This is a genomic window from Catellatospora sp. IY07-71, from assembly GCF_018326265.1.
In the GTDB taxonomy this organism is placed as follows: Bacteria; Actinomycetota; Actinomycetes; order Mycobacteriales; family Micromonosporaceae; genus Catellatospora.
Window position 1 is genome coordinate 8078524 of sequence record NZ_AP023360.1, and the last position, 19140, is coordinate 8097663.

The 19140-nt window shown below is 72.8% G+C and carries 17 protein-coding genes; 6 read left to right on the forward strand and 11 right to left on the reverse strand.

Going from position 1 to position 19140, the window contains the following annotated elements; translation table 11 throughout:
- Positions 1-101: 101 nt before the first annotated feature.
- A complete protein-coding gene (locus CS0771_RS36205) occupies positions 102-716 on the forward strand; it encodes a TetR family transcriptional regulator (protein WP_212845170.1) in 615 nt (204 codons plus the stop codon).
- Here the strand turns inward: CS0771_RS36205 and CS0771_RS36210 are convergent.
- Entirely contained in the window at positions 671-1135 is a 465-nt protein-coding gene (locus tag CS0771_RS36210) for a hypothetical protein (protein ID WP_212845171.1), read from the reverse strand. The two genes, CS0771_RS36205 and CS0771_RS36210, sit on opposite strands and share 46 nt — an antisense overlap.
- 79 nt (positions 1136-1214) lie before the next feature.
- Here CS0771_RS36210 and rpsD point away from each other — a divergent pair, with 79 nt between their 5' ends.
- On the forward strand, positions 1215-1823 hold the full coding sequence (rpsD, locus tag CS0771_RS36215) for a 30S ribosomal protein S4 (RefSeq protein WP_212845172.1): 609 nt from the start codon (positions 1215-1217) through the stop codon (positions 1821-1823).
- Between the two features lie 148 nt (positions 1824-1971).
- Here the strand turns inward: rpsD and CS0771_RS36220 are convergent, their stop codons facing one another.
- Together CS0771_RS36220 and CS0771_RS36225 are read right to left on the reverse strand one after the other, a co-directional pair.
- Positions 1972-3702 carry an ABC transporter ATP-binding protein gene (locus CS0771_RS36220; RefSeq protein WP_212846243.1) on the reverse strand — a complete coding sequence of 577 codons (1731 nt, stop codon included), beginning with the start codon at positions 3700-3702 and terminating at the stop codon, positions 1972-1974.
- Between the two features lie 139 nt (positions 3703-3841).
- Positions 3842-5635, reverse strand: coding sequence for an ABC transporter ATP-binding protein (locus CS0771_RS36225; protein ID WP_212846244.1), 1794 nt, complete (start codon positions 5633-5635; stop codon positions 3842-3844).
- A gap of 206 nt (positions 5636-5841) precedes the next feature.
- Between CS0771_RS36225 and CS0771_RS36230 the strand changes: the two genes are divergently transcribed.
- Both CS0771_RS36230 and CS0771_RS36235 read left to right on the forward strand, forming a co-directional pair.
- A complete protein-coding gene (locus tag CS0771_RS36230; RefSeq protein ID WP_212845173.1) occupies positions 5842-6474 on the forward strand; it encodes a TIGR03085 family metal-binding protein in 633 nt (210 codons plus the stop codon).
- A gap of 147 nt (positions 6475-6621) precedes the next feature.
- Entirely contained in the window at positions 6622-8445 is a 1824-nt protein-coding gene (locus tag CS0771_RS36235) for a long-chain fatty acid--CoA ligase (RefSeq protein WP_212845174.1), read from the forward strand.
- A gap of 327 nt (positions 8446-8772) precedes the next feature.
- Here CS0771_RS36235 and CS0771_RS36240 read toward each other — a convergent pair whose 3' ends face one another.
- On the reverse strand, positions 8773-10224 hold the full coding sequence (locus CS0771_RS36240) for a PLP-dependent aminotransferase family protein (protein ID WP_212845175.1): 1452 nt from the start codon (positions 10222-10224) through the stop codon (positions 8773-8775).
- A gap of 115 nt (positions 10225-10339) precedes the next feature.
- On the opposite strand from CS0771_RS36240, the gene CS0771_RS36245 reads away from it, so the two are divergent.
- Positions 10340-11029, forward strand: coding sequence for a YitT family protein (locus CS0771_RS36245; protein WP_371821530.1), 690 nt, complete (start codon positions 10340-10342; stop codon positions 11027-11029).
- A gap of 215 nt (positions 11030-11244) precedes the next feature.
- Positions 11245-12360, forward strand: coding sequence for a ScyD/ScyE family protein (locus tag CS0771_RS36250; protein WP_212845176.1), 1116 nt, complete (start codon positions 11245-11247; stop codon positions 12358-12360).
- A gap of 99 nt (positions 12361-12459) precedes the next feature.
- On the opposite strand, the gene CS0771_RS36255 is transcribed toward CS0771_RS36250, so the two are convergent.
- The 7 genes from CS0771_RS36255 to CS0771_RS36285 are packed head-to-tail and all read right to left on the reverse strand — an operon-like array spanning position 12460 to position 19111.
- Positions 12460-12918 (reverse strand): nuclear transport factor 2 family protein, encoded by a 459-nt coding sequence (locus tag CS0771_RS36255; protein ID WP_212845177.1) that lies wholly within the window; start codon positions 12916-12918, stop codon positions 12460-12462.
- A gap of 30 nt (positions 12919-12948) precedes the next feature.
- Positions 12949-13785, reverse strand: a complete 837-nt coding sequence (locus CS0771_RS36260; protein WP_212845178.1) for a cyclase family protein — start codon at positions 13783-13785, stop codon at positions 12949-12951.
- Between the two features lie 34 nt (positions 13786-13819).
- Complete coding sequence (locus CS0771_RS36265; RefSeq protein ID WP_212845179.1) at positions 13820-15088, reverse strand: FAD-dependent oxidoreductase; 1269 nt, start codon at positions 15086-15088, stop codon at positions 13820-13822.
- The gene (locus CS0771_RS36270; protein ID WP_212845180.1) at positions 15081-16469 is read right to left on the reverse strand and encodes an acetyl/propionyl/methylcrotonyl-CoA carboxylase subunit alpha; all 1389 of its coding nucleotides are present in this window, start codon (positions 16467-16469) and stop codon (positions 15081-15083) included. The genes CS0771_RS36265 and CS0771_RS36270 overlap by 8 nt, the downstream gene beginning before the upstream one ends.
- A 10-nt stretch (positions 16470-16479) precedes the next feature.
- Positions 16480-17121, reverse strand: coding sequence for an acetyl-CoA carboxylase biotin carboxyl carrier protein subunit (locus tag CS0771_RS36275; RefSeq protein WP_244871240.1), 642 nt, complete (start codon positions 17119-17121; stop codon positions 16480-16482).
- On the reverse strand, positions 17118-18854 hold the full coding sequence (locus CS0771_RS36280; protein ID WP_371821533.1) for an acetyl-CoA carboxylase carboxyltransferase subunit alpha: 1737 nt from the start codon (positions 18852-18854) through the stop codon (positions 17118-17120). Before CS0771_RS36280 ends, CS0771_RS36275 begins: the two co-directional genes overlap by 4 nt.
- Positions 18851-19111, reverse strand: a complete 261-nt coding sequence (locus CS0771_RS36285; RefSeq protein WP_212845181.1) for an acyl carrier protein — start codon at positions 19109-19111, stop codon at positions 18851-18853. Before CS0771_RS36285 ends, CS0771_RS36280 begins: the two co-directional genes overlap by 4 nt.
- Between the last annotated feature and the right edge of the window lie 29 nt (positions 19112-19140).

Below are 19140 nucleotides of genomic sequence, written 5' to 3' on the forward strand. Positions count from 1 at the left end.
GACGGTCCGGTCCGGGAGAATCGTCGGGACGGACCTGTCCGTGCGCCGGCCGGGCCACGCCAGTGGCCCGCCGGCGCACGAGCCGCGGGAAGGACCAGAGGATGCGCATCCGCACCGGGCGCCGGCCGGGCAACCCCGACACCCGTGAGGCCATCGTGGCCGCGGCGCGGCGGCTGTTCGTGGAGAAGGGCTTCGACGCGGCGACGATGCGCGCCATCGCGGCCGAGGCGCAGGTCGACCCGGCCCTGGTGCACCACTACTTCGGGACGAAGGAGCAGCTCTTCGTCACGGTCATGCAGTTCCCGATGGCCCCGTCCGAGATGATCGGCGAGGTCACCGCGGGCGGGGCCGAACAGGCGGGAATGCGGCTGGTACGCCTGTTCGTGACGATCTGGGACTCGCCGGTGGGCGCGATCGGCGCGTCGGTGATCCGCACCGCGATGAGCAACGACCTCAGCATGAAGCTGCTGCGCGAGTTCCTGAACACGCAGATCCTGCGCCGGGTGGTCGCCGACCTGGGGCTCGACCCGGCGCAGGCGCCGCTGCGCGCGTCGCTGGTGGCCAGCCAGATCGCCGGGCTGGCCATGATGCGCTACATCATGAAGCTCGAGCCGCTGGCCTCGCTGCCGCCCGAGCAGGTCGTCGCCGCGGTCGGCCCGACCCTGCAGCGTTACATCACCGGCGAGCTCGACGGCTCCGGCTCGGCGGCGGCGTAGTCGTCCACGTCGACCTCGGCGAGGTGCCCGGCGGGGCACTCCAGCCGCACCTCGGCCACGTCCATGCGGTAGAGCCGGAAGCCGCGGCCCACGTCGAGCAGGTCGCTGACCGGGTTGGCCGCGGCGAACTCCAGCGCGGCGGCCCTGGCCTCGATGTCCTCCAGCGCGGTGGCCCAGCCGGAGATCCATACCCGGGCACCGCGCGCCTCGCCGACGGCGAGCACCACCGCGGTGTCGTCGCCCTCGCGCGGGCGTAGCGCGGTGTCCAGCCGGCCGCCCTCGCGGCACAGCAGCAGCGGCCGTCCTGCCTGGTCGGTCGCGTGGCGCACCCGGTACGGGCTGGAGTGGTACGGGACCTGCGCGACACCGGGCAGGCGGCCCGCGGCAAGGGTCCGGGCGATCTGGGCGGGGTGCGGCACGGCATACCTCCAACGTCGGTTAGGCTTACCTTCGTTAGGTGAGCCTAACCTATTACCGTTGGACGTTGGAGGCACCCTCGTGAACCAAGCGCGGCCCAAGGCGAAGCTGTCCCGGGCGCTCGGCATCCCGCTGACCCGCAAGTGCGTCAAGTACTTCGAGCGCCGGCCCTTCCCGCCGGGCGTGCACGGCCGCGCCCGCAAGAAGCCCTCCGACTACCAGGTCCGGCTGCTGGAGAAGCAGCGCCTGCGCCACCAGTACTTCATCAGCGAGACCCAGCTGCGCAACCAGTTCGACAAGGCCGCGCGCGGCGCGGGCAAGACCGGCGAGAGCCTGCTCATCGCCCTGGAGTGCCGCCTCGACGCGCTGGTGCTGCGGGCCGGTTTCGCCCGCACGATCTACCAGGCCCGCCAAGCCGTCGCCCACGGCCACATCGCCGTCGACGGCCAGAAGGTCGACCGCCCGTCCTACCGCGTCAAGCCCTGGCAGACCATCACCGTCCGCGAGCGCAGCCGCACCAAGCCCCCGTTCCAGATCGCCGCCGCCGGCGCGCACGCCGACGGCCCCACGGCCCCCTACCTCGAGGTCAGCCTGGCAGACCTCCGCGCCACCCTCACCCGCGAGCCGCTCCGCGCCGAGATCCCGGCGATCTGCGACGAACAGCTCGTAGTCGAGTTCTACTCCCGCTGACCCCACACCCCGCCGGGCCGCGCCAAGATCGCGTCGATCTTGCGTGAAGTGTTGGGGATATGTCCTATATGGGCGTGTCGCACCCACAGTTCACGCAAGATCGACGCACCGCACCGCACCGCAGCGCGCCGCGCCACGGCGGGCGGGGTCAGCGGGTTTGTTCAAGCCAGCTGGCGTAGAGCTTGGCGTAGATGGAGTCGGCTTGGGTGATCAGGGTTTCGTGGGGGCCGCGCTGGACTACCACGCCCTTGTCGACGACGAGGACCTCGTCGGCGGACTGGGCGGTGGAGAGGCGGTGGGCGATGGCGACCGTGGTGCGGCCGCGGGTGACCGCGTCGAGGGTGCGCTGGAGGCGGACCTCGGTGGCGGGGTCAACGGCGCTGGTGGCCTCGTCGAGGACGAGGAGGTCGGGATCGGCTACGTAGGCGCGGACCAGGGCGACCAGTTGGCGCTCGCCGACGCTGAGGGCCTCGCCGCGTTCGCCGACGGGGGTCTGCAGGCCGTGGGCCAGGCCCTGGACCCAGTCGTGCAGGCCCAGGTCGGTGAAGGCGCGTTCGAGGTCGTCGTCGGACAGGCCGGGCTTGGCGAAGCGGACGTTCTCGGCGATGGTGGCGTCGAACAGGAAGCCGTCCTGCGGCACCATCACCACGCGGCTGCGCAGCGAGCTGAAGCGCACGTCGGTGAGCGAGGTGCCGGACAGCAGCACCCGGCCCTCGGACGGGTCCATCAGGCGGGTCAGCAGCTTGGCGAACGTGGTCTTGCCGCTGCCGGTCTCCCCGACCACGGCGACCTTGGTCTTGGCCGCGATGTCGAGATGCACGTCGTGCAGCACCCGCGGGCCGGGCGCGCCGTCCACCGGGTAGCTGAAGCTGACGTGCTCGAAGCTCACGTCCAGCGGGCCGGGCGGCAGGTCGACGCCGTGCTCGGCCGGGTCGGCGACGTCGGGCTCGAGGTCGGCCACGTCGAGCAGCCGCCGCCAGCCCGCGACCGCGTTCTGCGCCTCGTTGAGCACCTCGGTGGCGATCTGCACGGGCTGGATGAACAGGGTCACCAGGAACAGGTACGCCGTCATCTCGCCCAGGGTGATCTGCCCGGCCACGCCGAGCTTCACGCCCACGACCACCACCGCGGCCAGCGCCACCGCCGCCGCGATCTCGCCGGTGGAGAAGCTGGTCACGCTGATGCTCAGGGCGCGGCGCTGGGCCCGCTGGTAGTCGTCGATGGTCTCGGACAGCTTCGCGCCGCTGCGCGCCGAGATGCCGTACGCCCGGATCACCGGGGCGCCGACCACGGATTCGGAGATGGCGCCAAGCATCACGCCGATGCGCCGGCGGCTCACCTGGTACGCCTCGGCCAGCCGCTTCTGGAACGACTTGATCACGATCACGGCGGGCACGAACGCGGCCAGCACCACCAGCGTGAGCTGCCACGAGTAGACGGCCATGACGATGGTGGTGACCACCAGCTGGCCGCCGTTGACCATGAGGATCACACCGCCCCACTGGATGAACTGCGTGATCGAGTCGACGTCGCTGGTCACCCGGGACACCATGGTGCCGCGCCGCTCCGACTGCTGGTGCAGCATCGACAGGTCGTGGATGTGGCGGAAGGTGCGCACCCGGATGTTGGCCAGCGCGGTCTCGCTGACCGTGAACAGCCGCCGCATCATGAGGTAGCCGCAGGTCGTGGTGATCACCAGGATCGCCGCGGTGATCGCCACGACGGTGGCCACGACCCCCATGTCCAGGTGGCCGGTCTGCACGCCCAGGCCCTTGTCGATGCCCTGCTGCACGGCGACCGGCACCGCCGCCCGCCCGATCATCGCGATCAGCGCCAGCCCCAGCGTGCCCGCCAGGCCCGCCTTGAGCTCCGGCGACATCGCGAACCCGCGCCGGAACGTCGCCCACGCCGACTCGTGCCTGCCTTCCGAGATGGCCCCCGCGGTCACGCCGTCGCCCCGCTTCGCGCCGCGCCGACGTGACTTTCACGTTGCCGTCGCGTTCGCTCGCTGCGCTCGCTCACGCTGCAACTCCTTCCTCGACAGAGGTCTCCGCGTCGCCGTCGGCGTCGTAGACGTGCTCCCGCTCGCGTTCCTCCTCGGCCTTCTCGTACGCCGTGACCAGCTCGATGTAGCCGGGCACACTCGCCAGCAGCTGCTCGTGCGTGCCGGACGCGACCACGCGGCCGGACTCGATGTATACGACCTCGTCGGCCAGCGCGATGGTGGCCCGGCGGTACGCCACCACGAGGATCGTGGTCGCCTGGGCCGCGCCGCGCAGGGAGGCGAGGATGCGGGCCTCCACCCGCGGGTCGACGGCGCTGGTCGCGTCGTCGAGCACGAGCAGCCGGGGCCGGCCCGCCAGCGCGCGGGCCAGGGTCAGCCGCTGCCGCTGGCCGCCCGACAGCGAGGTGCCCCGCTCGCCGAGCTGCGTGTCCAGCTCCTCCGGCAGCCGCGCGACGAACGTGTCGGCCTGTGCGGTGGCCAGCGCGTGCCGCACCCGGTCCTCGTCCACGCCGGGCCGGTCGAGACAGACGTTGCCGCGCACCGTGTCGTCGAAGACGAACGCGATCTGCGGGACGAGCGCGACGGTGTCGGCCAGCGAGGCCGAGGTCAGCGTGCGCGCGTCGGCGCCGTCGAGGCTCACCTGCCCGCCGTCCGGGTCGAGCAGCCGCGCGGCCAGCGTGGCGATGGTGGACTTGCCGGAGCCGGTCGGCCCGACCAGCGCGACCGTCTTCCCGGCCGGCACGGTGAAGGTGACGTCGCGCAGCACCGGCTGGCCGGGCTCGTACGCGAAGTCGACGTGCTCGAAGCTCAGGCGCGCGGCGCCCGCGCCGGTGAGCGCCTCGGTGCCGTACGGCATCTGCCCGGTGGAGCGCAGCACCTGCTCGACACGATCCCAGCCGGCCACCGAGCGGGGCAGGTCGCCGAGCACCCAGCCGATGGCCCGCACCGGGAACGCCAGCACGGTGAACAGGAACGTCACCTGCACGAGCTGCTGCAGGTCGATCGCACCGGCGTCCAGCCGCCAGGCGCCGACCAGCAGCGCCAGCAGCGTGCCCAGGAACGGCAGCGACTCCATGAGCGGGTCGAACAGGCCGCGCAGCCGCCCGACGCTGATCAGGGCGTCGCGCAGCTCGCCCGCGCGGCTCGCGAAGCGCTGCGTCTCCAGGTCCTCGCGGCCCATGGTCTTGACGACCAGCGCGCCGTCGAAGCTCTCGTGCGCGATCGCCGCGACCTCGGCCCGCATGTGCTGGGCGCGGGCCTGGCGCGGGGCCATCCGGCGGGAGAAGATCACGTTCATCACGAACAGCACCGGGAAGACGACCAGGCCGACCAGGGCCAGCGCCCAGTCGATGGCGAACAGCACGGTCACCGCGACGAACAGCATGAAGACGGTGCCCACGGCGAACGGCAGCGGCGCCACCGGGAACCAGGCCGCCTCGACGTCGGAGTTCGCGTTGGACAGCAGGGTGCCGGTGGGGTGGCGCTGGTGCCAGGACAGCGGCAGCTGCAGGTAGCGCCGGGTCACCTCGTGGCGGTAGCGGGCCTGCAGGGCGAACTGCATGAAGCCCGCGCCCAGGCGGCGGCCGAAGATGCCGAACACCCGGCCCACGCCCATGGCGATCAGCACCGTCGCGCACAGCGCGATCGCGCCGGTGGCGACGTCGCCGCCCGTGGTCGCCGGGGCGACCAGCGTGTCCACCACCCAGCCGACGACCAGCGCCTGGCCGATGACCAGCGCGCCGAACAGGCAGCTGCCCGTGACGGCCAGGGTGAACCGGCGCGGCTCGTCGCGGATGCCGCGCCACATCACCCGCGCGCCGCGGGCCAGCACGTCACGTCCGGTGATCTCGGGTTTGGCCCCCGCCTCTTCCCCTGCCACTCGTCATCCCCGTTGCTCGGCTCGGTAAGTAATTAGCTTGGCTTCCTATCCTTACCGAAAGGAACTACCGCAGGCGAGCGGGTATGCCCTGTGCGGGGCGTCACACCACCGGGCGGATACGTAGGATCGCCGACATGACCCGGTACGCCTTCGCCGAAAGGCTAGCGCTGGCCGACCTGATGACGGAGGCCGGACCCGACGCGCCGACGCTGTGCGGCGACTGGACGGTACGCGATCTGCTGGCCCACCTGCTGCTACGGGAGCGGCGGCTCGACGCGGCAGCCGGCATCCTCATCAAGCGGCTGGCCGGGCGCACCGAGCGGGTGCAGCGCGAGATCGCGGCCGGCGACTTCGGCGCGCTGCTGGAGCAGCTGCGCACCCCGCCCCGGTGGAGCCCGGCCGGGCTGGCCCCGCTGGACGAGCTGGTGAACCTGTCCGAGATGTTCGTGCACCACGAGGACGTACGCCGCGCCGTCCCGGGCTGGCTGCCGCGCAAGCTGGAGCCGGGCCTGTCCTCGGCGCTGTGGACGCAGGCCCGCCGCCGGGCCGCGCTGGTGCTGCGGCGCTACCCGGTGCAGGTGCGGGTGATCGCGCCCGGCCACGGCACGATGGTCGCCGGACGGCCGGGCACCACGCCGGTCAACCTCACCGGCGAGCCGGGCGAGCTGCTCATGTTCCTGTTCGGGCGGCAGGGGCACGCGCGGGCCAGCGTGGACGGGCCCGCCGCGCACACCGCCCGGCTGCGCGCCGCGCGGCTGGGCGCCTGAGCCTCGGATCAGCGGCAGCCCACCCGGCCAGGGCAGAAAGATCTTCCCGAGGGGTTCCCACTACCCGTCAGCAGCATTACCCTTCGGTAACACCCAAGTTAAACGTGTCCCCCGTCACTCTTGCCTACCCCCAAGGCGGCCTGACTTATGACCATCAACGTGCCTTACCGGTCCATCCCGGACATGTTCCTGCAGCGCGTCGCCGCCTCGCCGGACGCGCGCGCCTTCGGCGCCCCCGACGCGAACGACGCGCCGGTCTGGTACACCTGGGCCCAGATCGCCGACCGGGCCAAGGCGATCGCCGCCGGCCTGACCACGCTGGGGATCGGCCGCGAAGACCGCGTCGCCATCCTGGCGAACACCCGCCTCGACTGGATCGTCGCCGACCTGGGCATCATGTGCTCGGGCGCGGCCACCACGACGGTCTACCCGACCACCGAGCCCGAGGACGCCTGCTTCATCGTGGCCGACTCCGGCTCCAAGGTGCTCATCGCGGAGAACCCGGCACAGGCCGCGAAGATGAGCCCCGCCGCGGTGCCGACGCTGACCCACGTCATCCTGATCGACGGCGCGGCCGACCCCGCCGCGGCGATCCCGCAGCTCACCCTCGCCGAGCTGGAGCGGCGCGGCGCCGAGGTGCTGGCCGGGCAGCCGACCCTGGTCGACGACCTGGTCGCCGCCATCGAGCCGGACGGCCTGGCCACCCTGATCTACACCTCCGGCACCACGGGCCGCCCGAAGGGCGTCGAGCTGCTGCACCGCGGCTGGTGCTGGGAGGGCGTGGCGCAGTCCGACGTGGGCGTGCTGCTCCCGAGCGACCTGCAGTTCCTCTGGCTGCCGCTGTCGCACTCGTTCGGCAAGACGCTGATCTGCGGCATCATCCACGTGGGTGTGCCGACCTACGTCGACGGCCGGGTCGAGAAGATCATCGACAACCTGAGCCTGATCCGGCCGACGCTGATGTGCGCCGCGCCGCGCATCTTCGAGAAGGTCTACAACAAGGTGGTCACCCAGGCCACCTCGGCCGGCGGGCTCAAGGCGAAGATCTTCGCCTGGGCGCTGCGGACCGGCCGCGCGAAGGTCGCCCTGGAGCAGGCCGGCAAGCCGGTCCCCGGCGGGCTCATGCGCAAGTACGGCATCGCGCACAAGCTGGTGTTCAGCAAGCTGCACGCGCGCCTGGGCGGCAACATCCGCTACATGGTGTCCGGCTCGGCCGCGCTGTCCGTGCCGATCGCGGAGTTCTTCGCGGCGGCGGGCCTGCCCATCTCCGAGGGCTACGGCCTGACCGAGTCCAGCGCCGGCAACTTCGTCAACCGGCCCGGCCAGCTGAAGATCGGCACGGTCGGCCAGGCGCTGGCCGACCTGCAGGTGCGCATCGACACCGACGGCGAGGTGCTGCTGCGCGGCGCGCCGGTGATGCGCGGCTACCACAACCTGCCGGCCGAGACGGCGAGCGTGTTCACCGAGGACGGCTTCTTCCGCACCGGGGACATCGGCGAGCTGGACGCCGACGGCTTCCTGAAGATCACGGACCGCAAGAAGGACCTGGTCAAGACGTCCGGCGGCAAGTACATCGCGCCGAGCCACATCGAGGGGCTGTTCAAGGCGCTGTGCCCGTACACCTCGCAGGTGCTGGTCATCGGCAACGCCCGCAACTACTGCACGATGCTGGTGACCCTCGACCCCGAGGCGATCGTCGGCTGGGCCGCAGGCACCTCGGTGGAGGGCCGCCCCTACGACGAGATCGTCGGCTCGGCCGAGGCCGTCGCCATGGTGCAGGGGCACGTGGACGAGCTGAACGCGAAGCTCAACCGCTGGGAGACCATCAAGAAGTTCACCATCCTGCCGCGCGACCTGACCATCGAGCACGGAGAGATCACCCCCTCGATGAAGCTGAAGCGACGCACGGTGGAGACCAATTTCTCGTCGGAAATCGAGAGAATGTACGAGGGTTCCCTCGTCGAAATCTGACCCGGCGAGGGTTGCTCGTTCCCACGAGTGAGGTACGCAGGGGCGGCCACAAGCCGCCCCTGCGTTTTTGTGCGCGCAAGGAAGGGCACCTTCTTAACGCTTTCCGTAGTAGAAGGGCACCTTCTTAACCTCCGCAGCTCGCGGCTCGCCGGCCGCCACCGCGTTGATCGCCGTCTCGTGTCAGAAAGCGTGGCTCAGCCATAGGTTCTGACACGAGACAGCGATCAAGCCTGGTGTCCGCAAGTCGATCAGGCAGTTGTGGACGCGACACGCCGTCGAGCACGCCCATAAGTTCATGATCGACCGCGCGGGAGGGGGTCGGGCGGGTCAGGCGATGAGGGCGGGCTCGCTCCACTGCGGACGGCCGGTGCGGTCCAGGTCGTAGCGGGCGGCGGCGATCCGGCGGACGCCCTCGACCAGCTCGGGGACCGGCTGGGTGAACGGCAGCCGGATGAAGCGCTCCAGGGTGCCGTCCACCCCGAACCGGGGACCGGGCGCCAGCCGCACGCCCAGCGGCTCCACCGCTCGGGCCAGCGCGCTGGACACCGGGCCGTCCAGCTCGGCCCACAGCGTCACCCCGCCCGAGGGCACGGTGATCCGCCAGCTCGGCAGGTGCTCGCGTACGGCGTCGACCAGCGCGTCGCGCTGCGCGGCGAGCTGCGCGCGGCGAGCCGGGATGACCTCACCGGAGCGGGCCAGCAGCCGGACCGCGACGAGCTGGTCCAGCACCGGCCCCGCGGTGTCGACGCCGACCCGCACCGCGGCCAGCCGCTGCACGATGGGCGCCGCGGCGCGGATCCAGCCGACCCGCAGCCCGCCCCAGAACGGCTTGCTCATGCCGCCGATGGTCAGCACCCGGCCGTGCCGGTCGAACGAGGCCACCGCGGGCGGCATCGGCTGGCCGTCCAGCGCCAGGTCCACGAACGACTCGTCGATGACCAGGTCGGTGCCGGTGCGCTGCGCGGTGGCGACCAGCTGCTCGCGCAGCGCGGGGGGCATCAGGTGCCCGGTCGGGTTGTGGAACTCGGGGATCAGGTACGCCAGGCTCGGCCGGGTCTGCCGCAGCGCGCCGAGCAGCAGCTCGGCGTCCCAGCCCGCCTCGTCCAGGCCGTGCGTGCTGATCCGGGCCCGCCGCCCGGCGAGCGCGGCCAGCGCGTTCGGGTAGGTCGGCGACTCGACCAGCACCGACGCGCCGACCGGCACCTGCAGCCGCAGGATCAGGTCCAGCGCGTGCAGCACGCCGTTGGTGATCATGATCTGCTCGGGGCTGGTGGCCAGGCCGCGCTCGCTGTAGTAGTCGGCGACGGCCTCGCGCAGCTCGGTGATGCCGCTCGGGTGGTAGCCCGCGTCGGCCAGGTGGCGCGGCAGGTCCTCGACCGCCTCCCGCGCCGCCGCCAGCATCGGCTCCGGCGCGCCCATCGCCGCGCAGCTCAGATCGATCAGGTCCAGGTCGTCGTCGGCCATCCACAGACCGCTGCTCGCGACCCGGTGCCCGTTGGGCAGGGTGGTCCAGCTGCCCGCGCCGCGGCGGCTGGTCAGGTGGCCGGTCTCGCGCAGCTCGCGGTACGCCGCGCTGACCGTGGTCCGGGAGATCTCCAGCGCCTCGGCCAGCTCCCGCTCGGCGGGCAGCCGCACGCCCAGCGCCAGCCGGCCGTCGGCGAGCAGGCCGCGCACGGCCGAGGCCAGGGCGGCGTAGTCGGGGCTGCGGCGGCGGGCGGGCAGCGCGTGCCAGCGCCCGAGCAGCCGGGCGAGCTGCGTGCCGCGTACCGAGACGGACATCCTGGCCTCCTGGTCCCCGAGCCCCGTAAGGCCACTCCTCCGGGATTGGCCCTTTCAAGCAGTCCTATTGGCCTCCAGACTGGCAGACATGACAGGCGCAAGCAAGCCAGTGACGATGCCAATCGATGCGACCCAGCGCCGGGCCGCCCCCACCCGCCGACCCGCCCCGATGCCGCTGCGCGAGCGGCTCCCCCGACGCCTGTTCCAGCTCTACGCCGGCCTGGCCGGCTACGGCCTCAGCATCAGCCTGATGCTGGCCGCGCACCTCGGCAACCAGCCCTGGGACGTGCTACACCAGGGCCTGGCCCACCGGACCGGCCTGAGCGTGGGCACCGTGCTGATCATCGTCGGCGCACTGGTGCTGCTGTGCTGGATCCCGCTGCGCCAGCGGCCGGGCCTGGGCACCGTCTCCAACATCGTGGTGATCGGCCTGGTCGTGGACGCGGCCAACCAGGTGCTGCCGCAACCCTCGCACATCGTGACGCGGTGGGCCTTCATGATCGGCGGCATCGTGCTCTGCGGCTTCGCCAGTGGCCTCTACATCGGAGCCAATCTCGGCCCCGGCCCGCGCGACGGGCTGATGACCGGGCTCGCCGCCCGCACCTGGTCGCTGCGCGGCTGGCGCACCGTGCTGGAGGTCGGCGTCGTCGTCACCGGCGCGCTGCTCGGCGGCACCGTCGGCATCGGCACCGTGCTCTACGCGCTGGCCATCGGCCCGCTGGCCCAGTTCTTCCTGCCCATGCTCACCGTCGCGCCCCGCGCCCCGCGTACCCCCGCCGCCGTCCCGGAGCCCGCCCCCTGCTGACCGCACCTTGATCGACCGACTTGCCAGGCACCTGGGCGTATCTTGGACCGCCTTTCGCCCACCTGCCTGGCAAGTCTGACGATCGACGCAGGCCGCCGGGCGCGTCGAGCAGGGCAAATAGGGCGAAATGGGTTTTATTGGTACGGACACCTGACCCTGCCTGCCGGAGGCAACCCGTGTTCGTGACCATGAAACGGCTGGCCGTAGCGTCTGCCGTGATTCTCTCCGCGCTCGCCCACGGCACGCCGGGGGCCGCCGCCCCTGACGTGACCGTTCTCTACACGGGCTTGAGCAACCCGCGTGGCCTCGCCTTCGACGACGACGGCGTGCTGTACGTCACCGAGGCAGGCCGGGGCGCCGACGGCGCGCCGGACCCGGTGTGCCTGCCGCGCCCGCAGGGCATCGGCTGCCTCGGGGCGACCGGCGCACTGGCCCGCCTAGACCGCGACGGCTCGCTCACCCGCGTGCTCACCGGCCTGCCCTCGCTGGCCGGCCCCGACGGCACCGAGGCCATCGGCCCCAACGACATCGCCTTCCACCGCCACGGCCGCAGCACGCTGCTCACCGTCGGCCTGAGCGAGGCGCCCGCCAACCGGGACACCCTGCCCGAGGTCGGCCAGGAGATGGGCCGCCTGCTGAGGGTGCGCCCGGACGTCGCCACCGGCCGCCCGTATACGGCGCGGCTGCAGAGCGAGCGCTTCGCCGACATCGCCGGCTGGGAGGCCGCACACAACCCCGACGGCGGCGAACTCGACTCCAACGCCCAGTCCGTCGCCTACGGGCCCGGCGGCACGGCCGTGGTCGACGCGGGCGCCAACTCGCTGCTGTTCGTGACCCACGGGGGGCAGGTGAGCACGCTGGCCGTGTTCGGCGAGCGGCAGATGCCCGCGCCGCCCTCGATGAACCTGCCCGCCGGGACCATGCTGCCGATGCAGTCGGTGCCGATGAGCGTGGCCTACCGCGACGGCGCGTACTACGTCGCCGAGCTGACCGGCCGACCGTTCACGCAGGGCAGCGCCCGCATCTTCAAGGTCGTGCCCGGCCAGCAGCCCACGGTGTACGCCGAGGGCCTGACCACCGTCGTGGACATCGCGTTCGCCCCCAACGGCGACCTGTACGCGCTGGAGTTCACGCACACCTCGATGTTCGGCCCGAGCCGTGGCGTCGGCGCCCTGATGCGCATCAAGAGGGGCGGCGGCGCCCCCGAGATGATCCTGGAGAACGTCGACCACCCCGGCGGCATCGCGATCCGCGGCCGCAACGCCTTCATCACCACCGGCTCGGTCCACCCCACCAACGGCGCCGTCATCAAACTCCGCCTCCCCGCCTGACCCGCCCGCGGGCAAGATCGCGACGATCTTGCGTGAACTGTTAGGGATATGCCCGGAAGGGGCGTGTCGTCCCCACAGTTCACGCAAGATCGTCGCCGGTTAGGGGGTCGGGGCCGCGTCGGGGGTGACGTGGCGGGAGGCGACGAGCCAGCCCTCGGGTTCTGTGGGGGCGGGGACGAGGACGTCTTCGCAGAGGCAGTGGCGGTGGAGGCGGGGGGTGCCCTCGGGGTCGACCGCGATGACCATGCCGTAGCACTTGACGTGGGCGGTGCCGTCGGCGGCGGGGGTCACCCAGACCATGCCGTGCCAGTGGCGGTGGGTCTCGCCGGAGGCGGCGAGGCGGGCGTGGGTCTGCTCGACGGCCTTGGCGAGCGCTGCCCGGCCACGGACGGGCGCGTCGAGGCCGGGGGCGGTGAAGGTGCCGTCAGAGGTGAAGGTGTCCGCCCACTCCTGGGCGCGGCCGGAGTCGAGCAGGTGCATGTGGCGGGCGTAGAACTGCTGGACGGACAGGTAGAGCGCGGACGTGTCGGTGAGGTCGGGCAGGACGGTCGTGGCCATGTCGGTCTCCTTGGGTCGAGATGAGTCTGGTCAGAGGATGGCCACGGCGCGGGTCCAGCCCGCTCCGGCACCCTTGATCTTGATGGGCAGGCAGGACACCGTGAAGCCGTACGGCTGCGGCAGCGCGTCCAGATTGGCCAGCCGCTCGATCTGGCAGAACTCGCGGTCGCGGCCGGTGAAGTGGGCCGGCCACAGCACGCCGCGGTCGCCGGTCTCCTTGTACTTCGCGAGCATCGCGCCGAACGGGGCGTCCAGGCTGAACGCGTCCGTGCCGATCACCCGGACGCCCTTGTCCAGCAGGAAGTTCGTGGCGCCGGCGTCGAGGCCGGTGAACTCGGTGAAGTAGCGGGGCGTGCCGGACCAGGCCGAGGCGCCGGTGTGCAGCAGCACGATGTCCAGCGGCTGCAGCTGGTAGCCGATGCGGGCCAGCTCGGTGGCGAGGAAGTCCGCGTCGACCGTCGGGCCGGTCGCCGAGCGCAGGTCGAGGCAGACCGCGGGCCGGTGGAACCAGTCCAGCGGCATCTCGTCGATGTGCCGGGGCGTGCCGTAGCTCGCCTTGCTGCCGTAGTGCGACGGCGCGTCGATGTGGGTGCCGGTGTGCGTGGTGAGCTTGAGCGTGTCGACCGACAGCAGCTCGCCGTCGGGCAGCACGGACGGGTCGAAGTCGACGCCGAAGTGGTGCTTCATCTCCTCGGCCATGTGCACCGCACCCTGGGCCGGGGTCATGATCTCGTGAAGCACCGGCTCCGGCTCCCAGGCGGCGGCGTCCACGGGCGTGGACAGGTCGATGAAGCGGGCGGCGGTCGTCGAGGCCGGCCGGTGGGCCGTGGCGCGGGTACGCCGGGTCGTGGCGGTCTGCTGTGGCATGTGGTGCTCCCGTCGGGATCGGTATCGGGATCGGTCAGGCGGGCGGGGCCGGGCGGGCGGCGCCCGTAGTGGCGTAGAGATCGGAGCGCACGCGGCAGGCCGGGTTGCCGAAGGCGACCATCCGGGTGAGCTTGTGGCCGATCGGGGTGCGGTGCACGATCGAGGCCATCAGGTGGCGGCCCGCCTCGACCGCCCTGCTGCGGCTGCCGAGCATGCCCTTGGCCTGGATGTGCTGGAACTTCAGCACCTTGCGGATGTCGGCGGTGCGCGGCGCCGTGTAGTCGGACAGCGCCGCCGCGTCCACCGGGCCGCTGCGGCGCAGCGCCTTCAGCAGCACCGGGTGCGCCAGCACCGCGTCCTGCAGGGCCAGGTTCAGGCCCTGCGCGCCCAGCGGGCTGTGCGTGTGCGCGGCGTCGCCGATGAGCAGCAGGCCGTCGCGCGACCACTCCCGGGCGGTGCCCGCGAACACGTCGAGCAGGCTCAGGTCGGTCAGCCCGCGTACGCGTTCGTAGATGCGCCCGGCGTACTCCGGGGCGGCCTGGCAGAGCTGGTCGCGGAACTCGGTGAACGGCCGGGCCGCGAACGCCCGGTAGCCGCCGTGCGGCAGCGCCCAGCCCAGCTGCACGCCCTCCGGGTACGAGCTGTAGCTGAGCAGCATGCGGCCGCCGCCGCCCCGGATGGTCACGTCGCGCAGCGGCTCGCCGGTCGCGGGCAGCTTGAACCAGAGCAGGTCGAAGGTGAACACGTCGCGCCGGTCGTACGGGATGCCGGACAGCTGCCGGGTCTTGGAGTAGCGCCCGTCCGCGCCGACCACGCAGCGCGCCCGGACGGTGCGGGCGCCGCGTGGCCCGGACACGACCGCGCCGCGCACCGCGCCGCCGTCGCGCACCAGGTCGGTGACGCGGGTGCCGGCCAGGTAGCGGAACGCCGGCTCGCGCCGGCACGCGGCCAGCAGCTCCTCCAGGATGTTCTGCTGCGGCACGCTGAGCATGTAGTTGTACGGCCCAGGCAGCGCCTTGTAGTCCACGCCCAGGATCGCCTTGCCACCGCTGAGCAGCTGGAACCGGTCGTGCACGTGGCTGCCCCGGTTGCGGGCGGACTGCAGCACGCCCAGCTCCTCCAGCACGGCCAGCCCGCCCGGTTGCAGGATCTCGCCGCGGAACGCGCGCTCGAAACTCGACGACTTCTCCACCACCGTCACGTCCACGCCGGAGCGGGCGAGCAGCAGCGCGAGCGCCAGCCCGGCCGGCCCCCCGCCGATGACGCAGACGTCGGTGAGGACGTCGCTGTCCCTGTCAGCCAACGGATGCCTCCTCGATCGGACCTCGCGCCCGGTCTTGCTCGGTGATGCCGGTGACCAGCGAGGTGTCATGGGTGCCCGCGATGAACCGCGGGTGGTCGAGCACCGCGAGCAGGAAGTCGCGGTTGGTGGCCAGGCCCGGCCCGGCGGCGTGGAACTCGCCCAGCGCCCGCCGCATGCGCTCCAGCGCCTGCGGCCGGTCCGGGGCCCAGACCACGACCTTGGCCAGCAGCGGGTCGTACGCCGGAGACACCCGCCCGCCCTGGTAGGCGTCGGTGTCGACGCGGACGAACGGCCCGCCGGGCAGCCGCAGCTCGGTGATCCGGCCCGGCGACGGCACGAAGCCGCGCGCCGGATCCTCGGCGTTGACCCGGCACTCGATCGCCGCGCCGCGCGCCGCCAGCTCGTCCTGCCGCAGCGTGAGCCGCTCCCCCGCGGCGACCAGCAGCTGCTCGCGGACCAGGTCGACGCCGTGGGTCAGCTCGGTGACCGGGTGCTCGACCTGGATGCGGCAGTTGACCTCCATGAAGTGGAAGCCGCCGTCGCCGTCCACGAGGAACTCGAACGTGCCCGCGCCGACGTAGCCGGCCGCGAGCGCGCCGCGCAGGGCCGCCTCGCCCATCCGCCGGACCAGGTCGTCCGGCAGCCCCGGGGCCGGCGTCTCCTCGATGATCTTCTGGCGGCGGCGCTGCGCCGAGCAGTCGCGCAGGCCCAGGTACACGCCGTCGCCGTACTGGTCGCAGAGGATCTGCACCTCGACGTGGCGCGCGGCGGGCAGGTAGCGCTCCAGGTAGAGCCGGTCGTCGCCGAACAGCGACTGGGCCGCCGAACGCACCTCGCGGAACCGCGCCACCAGGTCCCCCGGCTCGTGCACGACCTGCATGCCGCGGCCGCCGCCGCCCGCCACCGCCTTGACGATGACCGGGTAGCCGATCTCGCCCGCGAGCCGGGCCGCCACGTCCGGGCAGCCCACCGGACCGTCGCTGCCGGGCAGCATGGGCAGCCCGGCGGCGGCCATCGCGGCACGCGCGGCGGCCTTGTCGCCCAGCCGCTCGATCGTCGCCGCGGGCGGGCCGACGAAGGTGATGCCGACCGACTCGCACGCCTCGGCGAAGTCGGGCACCTCGGACAGGAAGCCGTAGCCGGGGTGCACCGCGTCGGCGCCGGTGCGCCGGGCCGCCTCCAGGATCGCGGACATGTTCAGGTAGCTGGAACGCGCCGGGCCCGGCCCGATGCACACGGCGTCGTCCGCCATGCCCACCACCGGGGCGTCACGGTCCTCGGTGGAGTAGACGGCCACCACGCGCAGCCCCAGCTCGCGGCAGGTACGGGCGACGCGCAGCGCGATCTCGCCCCGGTTGGCGATCAGCACGGTGGTGAACACGGCGGCCCCCTCAGTGCCCGGTCGCCGGGGCGAGCGTGAGCAGGCGGTCGCCGTACTCCACGGATGTGCCGTCGGCCACGTGCACCGCGACGACCTGCCCGTCGTGCTCGGCCTCGACGGGGATCATCAGCTTCATCACCTCGATGATCGCGACCTGCTGGCCGCGCCGGACCTGGTCGCCCTCGGTCACGAACGGCGGCGTGCCCGGCTCCGCCGCGCGGTAGAAGGTGCCCACGGTGGTCGCGCAGACGTCGATCCCGGCCGGTGCGGCGGGCGCGGCGGTCTCGGTGGTGCAGACCGCCGCGGCGGCGGTGGTCACCGTCGCGGCCGGCGCGGCCGGCTGGGCCGCGGCGGCGGGCGGGGCGACGGCGGCCAGCACGGCCGCGGCCGCCTGAGCCGCGTCCGCCGCGGGCGGCGCGGGGTGCTCGTCGGGCCACTCCAGCTCGACGACCACGTCACCGGCCCGGATGCGCAGCGCGCGGGGCTGCTTGTCCACGCCGGACAGCAGGTGCTGGGCGCTGCGGCGCACGTCGTCGAGGTCGTCGGCGACGGTGCGGGCGGGCTCGGCGAGCGGGGCGTGCAGCGGACAGGCGTCGGCGGTATCCACCGGGATCGATGGAACGCGCACGGACGGATCCAGCAGACCGGTCACCGGAAACCTCCTTCGGTCGGGATCAGAACGGCCTCCTCGGGCCGGCGGGTGCTGCCGAAGCGGCGGAAGCGGGCACGCCGCTGCGCGACCAGGCGGCTCTCGTCGAGCCCCGCGAGATCGGCCAGCTCGGCGTGTACGGCGGCGCGCAGCGCGGCGGCCGCGGCGGCGTGGTCGGCCTCGGCGCCGCCCGGCGGCTCCGGGATCACCGCCTCCACCACGCCCAGCTCCAGCAGGGAACGCGCGTCCACGCGCAGCGCCTGGGCGGCGGCGGGCGCCGCGGCGGCGTCGCGCCACAGGATCGCCGCGCAGCCCTCGGGGCTGATGACGGTGTAGACGGCGTTCTCCATGATCAGTACGCGGTCGGCGACGGCGATGCCGAGCGCCCCGCCGCTGCACCCCTCGCCGGTGATCACGGTGACCACCGGGACGGGCAGGCCGCCCATCAGGCGCAGGTTCTCCGCGATCGCGGTGGCCTGGCCCTGCTCCTCGGCGTCCACGCCCGGGTACGCCCCCGGCGTGTCCACCAGCGTCAGCACCGGCAGCCCCCACTTGGCGGCCAGCCGCAGCAGCCGCGCGGCCTTGCGGTAACCGGCCGGGCCGGGCATGCCGTAGTTGCGGGCGGCCAGCTCGCGCGTGGTGTGGCCCTTCTCGTGGCCGATCACGACCAGCGGCGTGCCGCCCAGCCGGCCGACCCCGCCGATGATGGCGGGGCAGTCGCCGCCCACCCGGTCGCCGCGCAGCTCCTCGAAGTCGTCGAGGATCATGCTCAGGTAGTCCGAGGTGGTGGGCCGGTTCACGTTGCGAGCCCGGCGCACCGCCTCCCAGGCGGGGCGCTCCGGCAGCAGCGCCGGATCGCGGATCACGACGGCGGGCGGCTGTGGCGGCGCGGGCGGCTCGGCGTCGCGCCGGGCGCCGATCGCCAGCAGGCGGCCGATGCGGTGGCGCAGCGCCGGGCGCGGGCAGATCAGATCGAGGAAGCCGCGTTCCAGCAGGAACTCGGCGGTCTGGAAGCCGGCGGGCAGCTCCTGGCGGATGGTCTGCTTGATCACCCGGGGCCCGGCGAAACCGAGCCGTGCGCCGGGTTCGGCGACCACGACGTCGCCGAGCATCGCGAACGAGGCCGCCACTCCGCCGTACGTGGGGTCGGTGACCAGGCACACCGTGGGCAGCCCCGCCTCGTCGAGCTGGTGCAGCGCCTGGGCGGTCTTGGCCATCTGCATCAGGCCGATGACGCCCTCCTGCATACGCACCCCGCCGGAGGCCGTGACCAGCAGCAGCGGCAGCCGCTGGGCCAGCGCCGTCTCCGCCGCCACGGTGATCAGCTCACCGACCGCGCCGGACAGGCTGCCACCCATGAAGCGGAAGTCCATCACCGCCGCGATCGCGGGCGTGCCGGTCATCCGCAGGCGGCAGCAGACCACCGCCTCGGGCAGCCCGGTGGCGTGCCGGGCGTCGGCGATGCGCTGCGGGTAGGGCTTGTCGTCGACGAAGCGCAGCGGGTCCGCGGCGTCGGTGCCGAGGTCCAGCAGCTCCACCGAGCCCGGGTCGGCGAGCAGCGCCAGCCGGTCGTACGCGGACAGCGGCCGGCAGTGCCCGCACTGCGGGCAGATGCCGTGGCTGCGGGCCAGCCGCTTGCCGTACACCACCGCCTGGCACCCCGCGCAGGACACCCACGGCGCCTCCGGCCCGGCCGGACCGGGTGCGAACCCCGGTCCGGCCGTCTCTCCGGTCACGACAACGCTCCGGCCCGCGTGGAGCTGACCAGGTCGATCAGCTGTCCGGGTGTGCTCACCGCCAGCACCGCGTCGTCGGGCAGCCGGATGCTCAGATCACGCTGCAGCCGTGCGGTCGCCTCCAGCAGCGCCAGGGAGTCATACCCCAGGTCGGCGAAGCTGGTGGCGGCGATGTCCCCGTCCAGGTCCACTCTCTCGTCCGCCCCGGCGACATCCCGCAGGATGCGCCGCACGTCCTCGATGGTGAAGTCGGTCATGACGCGCTCCCTTCCACTTCGGATCGGAC